Below are 13,793 nucleotides of genomic sequence, written 5' to 3' on the forward strand. Positions count from 1 at the left end.
TTTTGTGAGGAGGCTTGGGATGAATCGAATATTTCGATACACCATATTTTATTTATTAATATTCCTCGTGATTATCGGGATTTTTGGTACGTTTAACAGCGGGAAAGAACCAACCAAAGATATCGATTTAGGCGAGTTTATAACAGCGTTAGACAATGGAGAAGTAAAAGAATTCTCCATGCAGCCAGACCAAGGGGTTTATGAAATACGAGGCACGATGAAGGATTATAAAGAAGGCGAAGAATTCGTCACCAATATTCCTCCTGAAATGACATCTATTTATTCGAAAATTACTGACGCTGCAGCAACAAAAGACGTAAAAATCTTGAAAGCACCTGAAACAAGTGGTTGGGTGCAGTTCTTTACTGGCTTAATTCCATTCATTATCATCTTTATCCTGTTCTTCTTCTTGTTGAACCAAGCGCAGGGTGGCGGTAACCGTGTGATGAATTTTGGGAAAAGTAAAGCGAAATTATATGACAATGAAAAGAAAAAAGTGCGTTTCAATGACGTAGCTGGTGCAGATGAAGAGAAACAAGAACTTGTAGAAGTGGTTGAATTCTTGAAAGACCCTCGCAAATTCGATGTAATCGGAGCACGTATTCCTAAAGGGATTCTTCTTGTAGGTCCTCCAGGTACTGGTAAAACATTGCTTGCTCGTGCAGTAGCAGGAGAAGCAGGCGTACCTTTCTTCTCAATCAGTGGTTCAGACTTTGTGGAAATGTTTGTTGGGGTCGGGGCATCTCGTGTGCGTGACCTTTTCGAAAATGCAAAGAAAAATGCACCATGTATCATCTTTATCGATGAGATTGATGCAGTAGGTCGTCAACGTGGAGCAGGTCTTGGTGGTGGTCACGATGAACGTGAACAAACCTTGAACCAATTACTAGTTGAAATGGATGGTTTCGGAGCAAACGAAGGAATTATTATCGTAGCTGCAACGAACCGCCCGGATATTCTGGATCCAGCTCTTCTTCGTCCAGGACGTTTTGACCGTCAAATCACGGTTGGTCGCCCGGATGTTAAAGGTCGCGAAGCGGTACTTCAAGTACATGCCCGCAACAAGCCTTTAGATGAGCATGTAGATTTAAAAGCAATCGCACAACGCACACCAGGTTTCTCTGGTGCAGATTTAGAAAATCTATTAAACGAAGCGGCTTTAGTTGCTGCTCGTCGCAATAAGAAAAAAATTGATATGGCTGATATCGATGAAGCAACTGACCGCGTTATTGCGGGTCCTGCGAAAACGGGCAAAGTCATATCTGCAAAAGAACGCAAAATTGTTGCTTATCACGAAGCAGGGCACGTTGTTATTGGATTGACACTAGATGATGCTGAAATCGTTCATAAAGTAACCATCGTTCCTCGTGGGCAAGCAGGCGGCTATGCCGTGATGTTACCGAAAGAAGATCGTTACTTCATGACGAAACCTGAGTTACTTGATAAGATCTCTGGTTTACTTGGTGGACGTGTAGCGGAAGATATCGTCTTCGGTGAAGTGTCAACTGGAGCTCACAATGACTTCCAACGTGCAACGAGTATTGCTCGAAGCATGGTAACTGAGTACGGAATGAGTGATAAACTCGGACCGATGCAGTTTGGTCAAGCGCAAGGCGGAAACGTCTTCTTAGGTCGTGACTTCAATTCTGAGCAAAACTATTCAGATGCGATTGCTTACGAAATTGACCAAGAAATGCAAAGCATGATTAAAGAGCAGTACGCTCGTACAAAAGAAATTTTGACGGAAAAACGCGACTTGCTTGAATTGATTGCGAAAACACTTCTGGAAGTGGAAACACTTGATGCTGGTCAAATTCTACACTTAAAAGAACATGGTACTTTACCGGTTCGTCCGCATGAAGTTTCAAAAGATGAAGCTGCAGACAAAAAAGAAGTTGTAGAAACGACAAAGGTTGACGAAGTGACACCAGATGTTACAGGCGCACCTAACGACCCATCAATTGCAGACTTACCGAAGGAAGAAACGACGGTTGAACCTTCTGGAGACATTAAAGAAGACCGTAAATAGTAACTGAAACCAATTAAGCTGGTTGACCTCCCACTGCGGAAGTCAATCAGCTTTTTTATGCACATTGAGTTATGGTATGATGACTTACAGAAAAGCGATAGACTGAATTGACTGCTTGTCGCTAGATGATGTTGAGTAAAATTAGGCACATTTACGGACAACTTAATTATGGAATATGTGAGGTACAACAATGATACTTGTTTTAGATACAGGAAATACGAATATTGTGCTGGGTGTTTATGATCATGACCAACTTATTCACCATTGGCGAATGGAAACTGATCGTTACAAGACGGAAGATGAATACGGCATGCAAGTGAAGGCTTTATTTAACCATGCAGGTATCGAGTTCACTCAAATTCATGGAATTATCATTTCTTCTGTTGTGCCGCCTATTATGTTTTCATTGGAGCGGATGTGTCAGAAATATTTTGGCCTTAAACCGCTTGTGGTAGGTCCAGGTGTAAAAACTGGCTTAAATATTAAGTATGAGAATCCTCGCGAAGTAGGTGCTGACCGGATTGTCAACGCAGTCGCGGCAATCGAAGAATACGGTCCTCCACTGATTATTGTGGATTTCGGTACGGCGACAACCTATTGTTATATCAACGAAAAAGGTGAATATATGGGAGGTGCGATTGCACCTGGTATCGGAATTTCAACCGAAGCCCTATTTGCAAGAGCATCGAAATTGCCACGGATAGAATTGACACAACCCGATAATGTCGTCGGGAAAAACACGATTTCAGCGATGCAAGCTGGTATTGTTTATGGCTATGTGGGACAAGTTGAAGGTATCGTAAATCGCATGAAAGCACAAAGTAAATTAGAACCCACTGTGATCGCGACGGGTGGTATGGCTAGTTTAATCGCACAGGAATCAACTGTGATTGACACGATTGACCCTTATTTGACTTTAAAAGGTTTGCATTTAATATACGAACGTAATCAATAAGAAAAGAGGAATTACAATGAGTGATTATTTAGTAAGAGCATTAGCATTTGATGGAAAAGTACGCGCATTTTCTGTGCGCACAACAGATACAGTTGGAGAGGCGCAACAACGCCACGGAACATGGCCGACTGCATCGGCTGCCCTGGGTAGAACAATGACGGCTGGTGTCATGATGGGTGCTATGCTTAAAGGTGAAGATAAGTTAACGGTAAAAGTAGAAGGAAAAGGCCCGATTGGTGCCATTATTGTAGATAGCAATTCAAAAGGGGAAGTGCGTGGATACGCATCGAATCCGCAAACTCACTTTGATTTAAATGAACATGGAAAACTTGATGTTCGTCGTGCGGTTGGCACAGACGGTATGTTGACGATTGTGAAAGATCTTGGACTTCGTGATTTCTTTACGGGTTCAGTACCGATTGTGTCAGGTGAATTAGGCGAAGATTTCACGTATTACTTTGCAGCTTCTGAACAAGTTCCGTCGTCTGTTGGATTGGGCGTACTCGTGAATCCGGATAATACGATTTTGGCTGCTGGCGGGTTTATTATTCAGTTGATGCCAGGTATTGAAGATGAGACGATTACAATTATCGAAGAAAAATTGAGTTCGATGGAGCCTGTTTCGAAGTTAATCGCAAGAGGATTGTCTCCTGAAGAGCTTTTACAAGAAATACTTGGTGCAGAAAATGTCCAAATTCTTGACCAAATGCCTGTTTCATTTGATTGTAACTGCTCAAAAGAGCGTTTCGGCACAGCCATTTTAGGGTTGGGTGAAGCTGAAATTCGAGAAATGATTGAAGAAGATGGAAGTGCAGAAGCGCAATGTCATTTCTGTATGGAAACTTATCACTACTCACAAGAAGAACTGGAATCTTATATCGATGAGATTAAATCATAATAAAGATCGTCGTCCGATTGAGGGTCGACCTACTCAGAGGAAATTAAAAACTAAACCAGTGCTTATGGTATTGGGTCTATTATTGCTTGGCAACATTTTGTGGTTCATCGCATGGTTAATTCCCAATGGACCGAGTGGCGGTGGCGAAAAAGTTGCCTCAGTCGGCGGGGAAGAAATTACCCGTGAGGACTGGATGGTAGCGATGGAAGAGCAGTACGGAAAAGAGACGCTTCTTGAACTGGTAAATGGAAAAGTGATGGAAGCGGCAGCGGAGAAATACGATATTGAAGTAACGGATAAAGAAATCGATCTGGAAATTGCTTTGATTCGTTCTGCTCAAGATAGTACAAACTCCCAAGTCCAATCACTTAATGGTGAAATACAACGACAAAAAATGCGTGCACAATTAATCTTAGATAAAGTGTTAACAAAAGACGTGGTCATTGAAGATGAGCAAATCCAAACGTTCTATGATGAAAATCAATCCCTGTATAATATCCCGACGACTTATCGGACCAGTTTAATTGTCTTACAGTCCGAATCGGATGCGCAGGAAACGGTAAAAGAACTTAAAAATGGCTCATCTTTTGATGTGTTAGCTCGAGAGCGTTCAGTTGATGTATCATCTGCCAGTCTTGGTGGGGATATTGGTTTTATTTCGGAAGGTCAGGAAAACGTGGACTCTTCCGTTTTGGAGGCAGTTAGTAAACTGGAAATAGACCAATATAGTGATCCTGTTCCGCTCTCTGATGGGAGATACGGTATTGTGTATGTGCAAGATATCGCAGAAGGACAAGCTTTTTCATATGACGATGTAAAAAATCAGATTAAGAGAGAGCTAGCGTTGGAGCAACTACCGCAATCTGTATCACCGGAAGCTTTTTGGAAAGAATTTGACACCGAATGGTTTTATGGTGAATAACATATACTTAAGTAGTTTTCTGATTCGTTCAGGGGGCTGCTTTTTGTTTGCGATGTGTCCGACAAATTGGTAGAATTAAGGAAACAAAAACCAATTGAAATACTTGGGATTAGGAGTGAGGAAATGACACGTGTAGGAAATTCAGTAGCAGATTTAGTAGGGAAAACCCCGATTGTAAAATTAAATCGTTTAACAGGACCTGAAGATGCAGAGGTCTACTTAAAGTTAGAATTCTTCAACCCTGGCAGTAGTGTAAAAGATCGCATTGCGCTTGCAATGGTCGAAGCTGCTGAGCGTGATGGAAAGTTAAAGCAAGGCGATACCATTATCGAACCGACGAGTGGTAACACGGGAATTGGGCTTGCGATGATTGCAGCGGCAAAAGGTTACAAGTCTGTGCTTGTTATGCCTGAAACGATGAGTTTAGAACGACGTAATTTATTGCGTGCGTATGGAGCAGACTTGGTGTTGACTCCAGGACCTGACGGAATGAAAGGTGCCATTGCAAAAGCAACGGAACTTGCTGAAGAAAAAGGCTGGTTTATGCCACAACAATTCAATAACTTTGCAAATCCGGAAGTGCACCGTCTAACAACAGGACCGGAAATTGTAGAAGCAATGGATCAACTGGATGCGTTCATATCTGGTATAGGAACTGGTGGAACGATTACAGGTGCTGGAGAAGTATTGAAAAAGAACTTCCCAGGCATTGAAATTGTAGCGGTTGAGCCAAAGGATTCACCTATTTTATCGGGTGGTCAACCAGGACCGCATAAAATACAAGGAATTGGCGCTGGTTTTGTTCCTGAAGTGTTGAATACGGAAATTTACGATTCAATCATTCAAGTCTCAAACGAAGATGCGTATGAAACTGCTCGAAAAGTGGCACGTGAAGAAGGAATTCTAGGTGGAGTTTCGTCAGGAGCTGCTGTTTATGCTGCTCTCGAAGTGGCGCGCAAACTAGGAAAAGGCAAAAAAGTTTTAGCAATCCTTCCTTCGAACGGGGAACGTTATTTAAGTACACCATTGTACCAATTTGATGATCAACAATAATGGAAGTAGAGAGAGCGGAGACGTTCTCTCTTTTTTGTGGCTTTCAAAGGGTCATTCACGATAAGATGAAAACGATAATTGTTTATTCAGGGGGAGACCGAACATGCGTGATGTTCAATTACATACAACGACAATTTCTTTAAATAAAGATGAATTTTACTATGCCTATAAATATTTGACTCAACATGAATCTCACCACATTTTGATGGAAAGCGGTAGAGGTGGTAACTATAGTGTCGCGTCTTGGAATCCTCTTGCAGTCGTTGAATCAACGGAAGATGGATTACGTATTGAGTGGCGCGACGGAGAAGTGGAAGAAAGACAGGGAGAAGCATTGCAGTTGGTGGAAGAATTGGTAGCTGAATATCGGTTCCAACATATCTCGGAGTTGCCGGATTTCCAAGGTGGAGCGGCAGGTTTCATTACGTATGATTATGCACGCCAAATCGAAGCGTTGCCTAATGAGGCAGAGGATGATTTACACATTCCAGACCTGTACTTTTATTTACTCGACCAATGGACAGTATTAGATATTGAAAAGGAACTCCTACATATCATGCATATCTCAACAGCTTCAGTCGATTTGCAAGCTGAAAGTGACAAGTGGATGGAAGCGGCTAAAAGAGGCGTAGCTTCGAGAGTATTTTCACCAGGAGTGGCAACCGAAGTACGGGAAGATCACACCGAGCTGCATGTCTCGATGACTGGACCGGCCTTCGAAGAAGCGGTGCGTCGCATTCAAACGTATATTGGTCAAGGGGATGTATTCCAAGTCAACTTATCTGTGCGTCAGTCGAAAGCCTTGTCCGTTTCACCAGTTACATACTACGAGGCATTGCGTTCCTTCAATCCGTCACCATACATGGCGTTTATTCAATCACCTGAGTTTGCAGTCGTATCAGGATCTCCAGAATTGCTTGTTAAGAAAAAAGGAGACGAGTTATCGACACGGCCGATTGCTGGAACACGTCCACGCGGGAAGAGCGAAGAAGAAGATGAGTTGCTAGCAAAAGAATTAATCGATAATGAAAAAGAACGTGCCGAACACGTGATGCTCGTAGATTTGGAGCGCAATGATTTAGGTCGTGTTTCTTCTTACGGTTCTGTCGAAGTGAACGAATTTATGGTCATCGAAAAATATTCGCACGTCATGCATATTGTCTCGAATGTACGAGGTACGCTTGCTGCAAACACTTCGAATGCGGAAGTGATTCGTGCGGTGTTCCCAGGAGGTACCATCACGGGTGCACCAAAAATCCGAACAATGGAAATCATTGAAGAACTCGAACCGGTAAGACGTGGTTTATATACAGGGTCTATTGGCTGGCTTGGTTACACGGGAGACCTTGAATTCAATATTGTTATCCGAACGGCATTTGTACGGAATGGCATTGCACATATTCAAGCAGGAGCGGGTATTGTCATTGATTCCAGTCCTGAAAACGAATATATCGAGTCGTTAAATAAAGCAAAAGCGCTTTGGCAAGCAAAAGCAATGGCGGAAGGAGTGGGCAATAAATGATTTTAATGATTGATAACTACGATTCATTTACTTATAACTTGGTTCAATATTTCGGAGAACTTGGCGAAGAGTTACTTGTTAAACGAAATGACGAATTGACAATGGCAGACATCGAGTCGTTAAAACCGGAAATGATTGTGGTTTCTCCTGGACCTTGTACACCAAATGATGCTGGCGTCAGTCTAGAAGTCATTACCCATTTCGCTGGTAAAATCCCGATATTCGGTGTTTGTCTCGGTCATCAATCGATCGGACAAGCGTTCGGTGGAAATGTTATTCGCGCGGAACGGTTAATGCACGGTAAAACGTCTCCAGTTCATCACGATGGAAAAGGAGTAAACGCAGAAATGCCAAATCCATTTACTGCGACGCGCTATCATTCCTTAATCGTCGAAAAAGAATCACTACCAGATTGTCTAGAAGTGACTTCCTGGACTGCAGAAGGTGAAATCATGGGACTTCGTCATCGCGACTATGCAATTGAAGGTGTTCAGTACCATCCAGAGTCCATCATGACGGAAGTCGGAAAACAGCTCTTGCGTAATTTCATTCAGACGTATTGCCATTCGGCAAAGAAGCAGGAAGCATAGTGTGGGCTTGGATGAACGGGGAATTTGTCAAAGCGGATGAGCTGCGCATTTCTCCTTTTGACCATGGCTTTCTTTACGGCTTGGGCTTTTTTGAAACATTCCGTACGTATACGGGACAACCCTTTCTACTTACAGAACATTTGAATCGATTGAAACGTGCCCTCGATGAATTTCGAATCGAAGTCGAGTTAGATTCGGTCTTGTTGATGGCGGTCATTCAACAATTAAATGAACGCAGTGGCGGAGAAGATGGGTACTTTCGATTGAACGTATCAGCTGGAGTTCATGATATCGGCTTAGCGCCAGCGGTCTATGAAAAACCGACCGTGATATTATTTAGAAAGTCGCTCCCGCCAATGACACGAGGAAAAGAAAAATCCGCGGTATGGTTAGAGACGCGTCGCAATACACCCGAAAGTGGCATTCGCTACAAATCACATCATTATGCCAACAACGTTCGTGCCCGGTTAGAACTTCCTTCACTCGCAGAGCAGGAAGGGTTCTTTTTGACAGAAGCCGGACATGTTGCTGAAGGCATCACCTCTAATATTTTCTGGGTTAGTGAAGATGTCTTATATACCCCTTCGCTTGAAACGGGCATATTAGCTGGAATTACGCGTGACTGGATTATAAGCGAAGCAAAGAAACTTGGTCTCCATGTAGTTGAAGATTTATTTACGCCGGATAGGCTTGAAATGGCCAGTGAAGTATTTATCTCGAATGCAGTACAAGAATTAGTGCCCATTCGAAAGCTTGGATCGAATACTTTTGCTGGCAAGGACGGTTTCATCTATTCGCAGTTACACGAACGATACGTAGAGCAAGTGGAACAGCTAACTAAGGAGCGATCGCAGTGAATTTAAAACACTACTCAAAACCGTTCGAAGTGAAAGGGACGGTCTTTGATTTTCATAAAGAAACCATTGTCATGGGAATACTAAATGCAACACCAGACTCCTTTTCGGATGGTGGACGTTTTAATGCAGTTGAAGAAGCGGTCATTCATGCCAAGAAAATGGTGGCTGACGGAGCGAAAATAATTGATGTCGGTGGTGAATCCACACGTCCTGGCCATGCTGCGGTAAGTGAAGAAGAAGAAATATCACGTGTCATTCCTGTTATCGAAGCGCTTGTACGCGAAATGGATGTGACCATTTCGATTGATACGTATAAAGCGAAAGTGGCAGAAGCCGCCATCCTTGCAGGTGCTCATATTATCAACGATGTGTGGGGAGCTAAGCGTGAGCCTGAAATTGCAGAAGTGGCAGCTAGACTCGGAGTGCCGATTATATTGATGCACAATCGCGATAACACGGAATACGCAAATTTCATTCCAGACGTATGCAAGGAACTGGAAGAGAGTGTGCAAATCGCTAAAGATGCGGGTGTTCCTGATGAACAAATTTGGTTGGATCCCGGCATTGGGTTTGGGAAATCAACTGAACAAAACATTTGGATGATGCGCCATTTAGAAGAAGTAATGGAAATGGGCTATCCTGTATTGCTTGGCACATCCCGTAAGTCAATGATAGGCAATATTTTGAATCTGCCCGTGGAGGAACGTCTGGAAGGAACGGCGGCGACCGTATCTTTCGGCATTATGCAGGGGTGTCATATCATGCGAGTGCATGATGTAAAAGAAATCGTTCGCACTGTACGAATGATGGATGTACTGACAGGTAAAACACCATATATAGAACGTTAAGAGGGGCGAATGAAATGGATTATATTCATGTGAATGAAATGGAATTTTGGGGCTATCACGGTGTGTTCGCTGAAGAAACGAAACTCGGCCAACGATTCCGCGTAACGCTTTCACTTGCTGTCGACTTGCAGGAAGCGGGGCAAACTGACAATCTCGAGAAAACAGTGAACTACGCAGAAGCATTCTTCGTATGCCAAAAGATTGTCGAAGGCGAACCAGCGAAGCTTGTTGAATCTGTCGCAGAGCGAATCGCAACCGAAATTTTATCGAAGTTTAAAGGAATAGTTAAAGGCTGCAAGGTGTTGGTGATTAAACCTGATCCTCCGATTCCTGGTCATTATCGTTCTGTGGCTGTGGAAATTACAAGAGGTACATATGTATGAACACCGCTTATCTTTCGTTAGGATCAAATTTAGGTAATCGTCTTGAGATGTTGCAAGATGCAGTGCAAATGCTCTTAGAACAAAAACACATTGAAGTCACGGCGGTATCTTCGGTTTATGAGACGGACCCGGTTGGTTATACTGAGCAAGCGCCTTTTTTAAATATTGTCGTTGAGATCAAAAGCCATTTACCTGCAGATAAAATCCTTTTCATTTGCCTAGAAACAGAGCAGACTCTAGGACGGATTCGTGAATTTCGCTGGGGGCCAAGGTGCATAGACCTTGACATTTTGCTCTTTAATGATGAAAATATAGTGTCAGAGAAATTGACTGTCCCTCATCCGCGTATGCATGAGCGAGGATTCGTTCTCGTTCCGTTAATGGAATTATTGCCTGAAGGCATACATCCAGTAACGGGTGTGCCTTTCCGCGAGTATGTAGAAGGACAGAAAGAAGGCGTTCACGTATGGAAAACAATCGATGGGGTAGACGCATTCGTGCGTTTAGAAAACTAAAAGCGATGAAACAACTCGACTTTGCCAAACAAATTGGAATGTCGACATCGATATTAGGACAAATCGAGCGTGGAACTCGAGTACCAACACAACAACAACTAGATACAATGGCATCCGTGCTGAATATAGAAGTAGAAGAGTTAATGGGTGAAACAAATTCATAAGGAAAGGAGGATGAACGATGACTGGAATGAGTGACAAGCCATTTCAAATTGGGGAACACGTCATGGATAACCGAGTAGTATTAGCGCCAATGGCCGGTATTTGCAACTCAGCATTCCGATTGACCGTTAAAGAATTTGGAGCGGGACTTGTTTATGCTGAGATGATCAGTGATAAAGGAATCGTGCAAAAGAACGAAAAGACAATGAACATGCTATACATTGACGGCAGGGAAAACCCGTTGTCATTGCAGATTTTCGGTGGCGACAAGGAAACGCTTGTTGAAGCTGCTAAATATGTAGATCAAAACACAACAGCGGATATTATCGATATCAATATGGGTTGCCCAGTTTCGAAAATCATTAAATGTGAAGCCGGCGCTAAGCTGCTGCTTGACCCTGAAAAGATTTATGAAATGGTTGCGGCAGTTGTAGATAATGTGAAGAAACCCGTGAGTGTTAAAATGCGTACTGGTTGGGATTTAGATCATTTATATGCAGTTCAAAACGCACAAGCAGTTGAACGTGCGGGTGGAGCGGCGGTAGCCGTTCACGGACGAACTCGTGTGCAAATGTATGAAGGCCATGCAGACTGGGATATCATTCGCCAAGTGAAAGAAAACGTCAACATTCCGGTTATTGGTAACGGAGACGTTGAAACACCCCAAGACGCGAAGCGAATGCTTGAGGAAACTGGCGTTGACGGCGTTATGATTGGTCGTGCAGCTTTAGGTGATCCTTGGATGATTTACCGCACGGTTGAATATTTGGAGTCTGGCGAATTGAAACCAGAACCATCTGTTCGTGAGAAAATGGATGTCTGTTTACTTCACTTCGAACGTTTAATGGCACTTAAAGGTGAACATGTTGCCGTTCGAGAAATGCGTAAACATGCTTCATGGTACTTAAAGGGCATTCGTGGAAACGGACAAGTCCGTAACTTAATTAACCAAACGGAGTCCGCACAAGAGTTGCGTTCATTGATTAATAACTTTGCGGATGAGCAAATGGCTTTAGGTCGGGAACTTGAAACTAGCGTTATGTAATACAGGAAAGTAGAGCTGTCACTTTAGGTGATAGCTCTTTTATATATAGAAGTTATTTTTCAGAATTATGGAAATTCTGAAGGATTTCTCTGAAATATCGATAAAGACGTGAAGACGTTTGTGAAATTGTGTACAATAGGTTCATTATGAATGGCTAATCGGAGCTATCAATAGAAAAGGGAGTGAAATGAATATGTCTCATTTAGATGAATTAAACGATCAACTTTTGGTGAGACGCCAAAAGATGACTTCTATAAGTGAAAGTGGACTTGATCCATTTGGTGGACGTTTCGAACGTTCACATTTATCTGAAGGTATTCGTACGGAATTCGATCAATTTTCAAAAGAACAATTAGATGAAGAACCAAAAGAAGTAACGATTGCTGGAAGAATCATGACGAAGCGCGGAAAAGGGAAAGCTGGATTCGCCCACCTTCAAGACTTCGACGGTCAAATTCAAATTTATGTCCGCAAAGATGCAATTGGTGAAGAAGCTTACCACTTGTTCACGACTGCTGATCTAGGGGATATCGTAGGTGTTCGTGGTACGGTTTTCCGTACACAAGTTGGAGAACTTTCGGTTAAAGCGACAGAGTTTACATTCTTGACGAAAGCTCTTCGTCCAATGCCTGAAAAATTCCATGGCTTAAAAGATGTGGAACAACGATACCGTCAGCGTTACTTAGACTTAATTACAAGCCAAGATAGCAAACATACATTCATTACACGTAGTCGTATTATCCAATCGATGCGTCGTTATTTAGATGGTCAAGGTTTCCTTGAAGTTGAAACGCCACTTATGCATGCAATTGCGGGTGGAGCTGCAGCTCGTCCATTCATTACGCACCACAATGCTTTGGATATGACTTTATATATGCGCATTGCTATCGAGCTTCACTTAAAACGTTTAATCGTTGGTGGACTTGAAAAAGTGTATGAAATCGGACGCGTATTCCGTAATGAAGGAATCTCAACGCGACACAACCCTGAATTCACAATGCTTGAGCTGTATGAAGCATACGCTGATTACCGTGACATCATGGAGTTAACTGAAAATGTAATTGCACATGTTGCGCAAGATGTCCTTGGAACAACGAAAGTAATGTATGGAGAAGATGAAATTGATTTATCTCCAGGCTGGAAACGTCTGCACATGGCAGATGCAGTCAAAGAAGTTACTGGAGTAGACTTCTGGGCCGAGATGACAAAAGAACAAGCGCACGCTTTTGCAAAAGAGCACGGTGTAGATGTGAAACCTTCTATGGAAGTGGGACATGTTCTTAACGAGTTCTTCGAACAGAAAGTAGAAGAATCATTAGTTCAACCTACATTCATTTATGGACACCCGGTGGAAATCTCGCCTTTAGCTAAGAAAAACCCTGAAGATGGTCGTTTCACAGATCGCTTTGAATTATTCATTGTCCGTCGTGAACATGCAAATGCCTTCACGGAACTAAATGACCCAATCGATCAACGCGAGCGCTTTGAAGCACAACTTGTTGAAAAAGAAGCGGGTAACGATGAAGCGCATGAAATGGATGACGACTTTATCGAAGCGTTAGAATACGGCATGCCACCAACAGGTGGACTTGGAATCGGAATCGATCGTTTAATTATGTTGTTAACGAATTCACCTTCGATTCGCGACGTACTGTTATTCCCGCAAATGCGTCACCGTGATTAATCAATTCTTATAAGAAAGAAGCCGGGTTTCGACCTGGCTTCTTTTTCTGTTTTTAGGGAAGAATTTAGCGTCTATTATTTTAATAATCTTTTAATTTTAAAAAGACTTGTGCGGTCTTTTGGATGGTGGTATAGTAATCAAGTCGCCAAAACAAGCGGCAAACAAAAATGAAAAAGCAAAACTTTTTGTTGACATGACAAACTGGATTTGCTAAGATATAAAAGTTGCTGTCGCGAGAGTGACCAACGAAATGAACCTTGAAAACTGAACAGCAAAACGTCAACAATAAAGCGGAACACACTTCGGTGTGGGAAGCGAAACTTGAACTTA

14 protein-coding genes are annotated in these 13,793 nt (G+C 42.7%); all 14 read left to right on the plus strand.

The features are described 5' to 3' along the window. The first annotated feature begins 19 nt into the window (after nucleotides 1–19). The 14 genes from ftsH to lysS all read left to right on the plus strand — a co-directional run bounded on the left by ftsH (nucleotide 20) and on the right by lysS (nucleotide 13,463). Nucleotides 20–2,029 carry an ATP-dependent zinc metalloprotease FtsH gene (gene ftsH, locus M9R32_RS15135; protein ID WP_269927582.1) on the plus strand — a complete coding sequence of 670 codons (2,010 nt, stop codon included), beginning with the start codon at nucleotides 20–22 and terminating at the stop codon, nucleotides 2,027–2,029. Nucleotides 2,030–2,219: 190 nt separating this feature from the next. Beyond that, nucleotides 2,220–2,984, plus strand: coding sequence for a type III pantothenate kinase (locus M9R32_RS15140; RefSeq protein WP_269927583.1), 765 nt, complete (start codon nucleotides 2,220–2,222; stop codon nucleotides 2,982–2,984). Nucleotides 2,985–3,000: 16 nt separating this feature from the next. Continuing rightward, the gene (gene hslO / locus M9R32_RS15145) at nucleotides 3,001–3,882 is read left to right on the plus strand and encodes an Hsp33 family molecular chaperone HslO (protein WP_269927584.1); all 882 of its coding nucleotides are present in this window, start codon (nucleotides 3,001–3,003) and stop codon (nucleotides 3,880–3,882) included. Then, nucleotides 3,866–4,804 (plus strand): peptidyl-prolyl cis-trans isomerase, encoded by a 939-nt coding sequence (locus M9R32_RS15150; protein WP_269927585.1) that lies wholly within the window; start codon nucleotides 3,866–3,868, stop codon nucleotides 4,802–4,804. Before hslO ends, M9R32_RS15150 begins: the two co-directional genes overlap by 17 nt. A gap of 123 nt (nucleotides 4,805–4,927) precedes the next feature. Further along, nucleotides 4,928–5,857, plus strand: a complete 930-nt coding sequence (gene cysK, locus M9R32_RS15155) for a cysteine synthase A (protein WP_269927586.1) — start codon at nucleotides 4,928–4,930, stop codon at nucleotides 5,855–5,857. 103 nt (nucleotides 5,858–5,960) lie between these two features. Beyond that, nucleotides 5,961–7,379 carry an anthranilate synthase component I family protein gene (locus M9R32_RS15160; RefSeq protein WP_269927587.1) on the plus strand — a complete coding sequence of 473 codons (1,419 nt, stop codon included), beginning with the start codon at nucleotides 5,961–5,963 and terminating at the stop codon, nucleotides 7,377–7,379. Continuing rightward, nucleotides 7,376–7,969, plus strand: coding sequence for an aminodeoxychorismate/anthranilate synthase component II (pabA, locus tag M9R32_RS15165; RefSeq protein ID WP_269927588.1), 594 nt, complete (start codon nucleotides 7,376–7,378; stop codon nucleotides 7,967–7,969). The genes M9R32_RS15160 and pabA overlap by 4 nt, the downstream gene beginning before the upstream one ends. Continuing rightward, a complete protein-coding gene (pabC, locus tag M9R32_RS15170; protein WP_269927589.1) occupies nucleotides 7,969–8,826 on the plus strand; it encodes an aminodeoxychorismate lyase in 858 nt (285 codons plus the stop codon). The genes pabA and pabC overlap by 1 nt, the downstream gene beginning before the upstream one ends. Continuing rightward, nucleotides 8,823–9,674 carry a dihydropteroate synthase gene (gene folP, locus M9R32_RS15175; RefSeq protein ID WP_269927590.1) on the plus strand — a complete coding sequence of 284 codons (852 nt, stop codon included), beginning with the start codon at nucleotides 8,823–8,825 and terminating at the stop codon, nucleotides 9,672–9,674. Before pabC ends, folP begins: the two co-directional genes overlap by 4 nt. A 14-nt stretch (nucleotides 9,675–9,688) precedes the next feature. Further along, complete coding sequence (gene folB / locus M9R32_RS15180; RefSeq protein WP_269927591.1) at nucleotides 9,689–10,057, plus strand: dihydroneopterin aldolase; 369 nt, start codon at nucleotides 9,689–9,691, stop codon at nucleotides 10,055–10,057. Beyond that, complete coding sequence (gene folK / locus M9R32_RS15185) at nucleotides 10,054–10,572, plus strand: 2-amino-4-hydroxy-6-hydroxymethyldihydropteridine diphosphokinase (protein WP_269927592.1); 519 nt, start codon at nucleotides 10,054–10,056, stop codon at nucleotides 10,570–10,572. Before folB ends, folK begins: the two co-directional genes overlap by 4 nt. Continuing rightward, the gene (locus M9R32_RS15190; RefSeq protein WP_269927593.1) at nucleotides 10,524–10,736 is read left to right on the plus strand and encodes a helix-turn-helix domain-containing protein; all 213 of its coding nucleotides are present in this window, start codon (nucleotides 10,524–10,526) and stop codon (nucleotides 10,734–10,736) included. Before folK ends, M9R32_RS15190 begins: the two co-directional genes overlap by 49 nt. Nucleotides 10,737–10,753: 17 nt before the next feature. Continuing rightward, the gene (gene dusB, locus M9R32_RS15195) at nucleotides 10,754–11,779 is read left to right on the plus strand and encodes a tRNA dihydrouridine synthase DusB (protein WP_269927594.1); all 1,026 of its coding nucleotides are present in this window, start codon (nucleotides 10,754–10,756) and stop codon (nucleotides 11,777–11,779) included. Between the two features lie 193 nt (nucleotides 11,780–11,972). Continuing rightward, on the plus strand, nucleotides 11,973–13,463 hold the full coding sequence (gene lysS, locus M9R32_RS15200) for a lysine--tRNA ligase (RefSeq protein ID WP_269927595.1): 1,491 nt from the start codon (nucleotides 11,973–11,975) through the stop codon (nucleotides 13,461–13,463). Nucleotides 13,464–13,793: the final 330 nt, after the last annotated feature.

Source organism: Paenisporosarcina quisquiliarum (genome assembly GCF_027563315.1).
GTDB classification, from domain to species: domain Bacteria; phylum Bacillota; class Bacilli; order Bacillales_A; family Planococcaceae; genus Paenisporosarcina; species Paenisporosarcina quisquiliarum.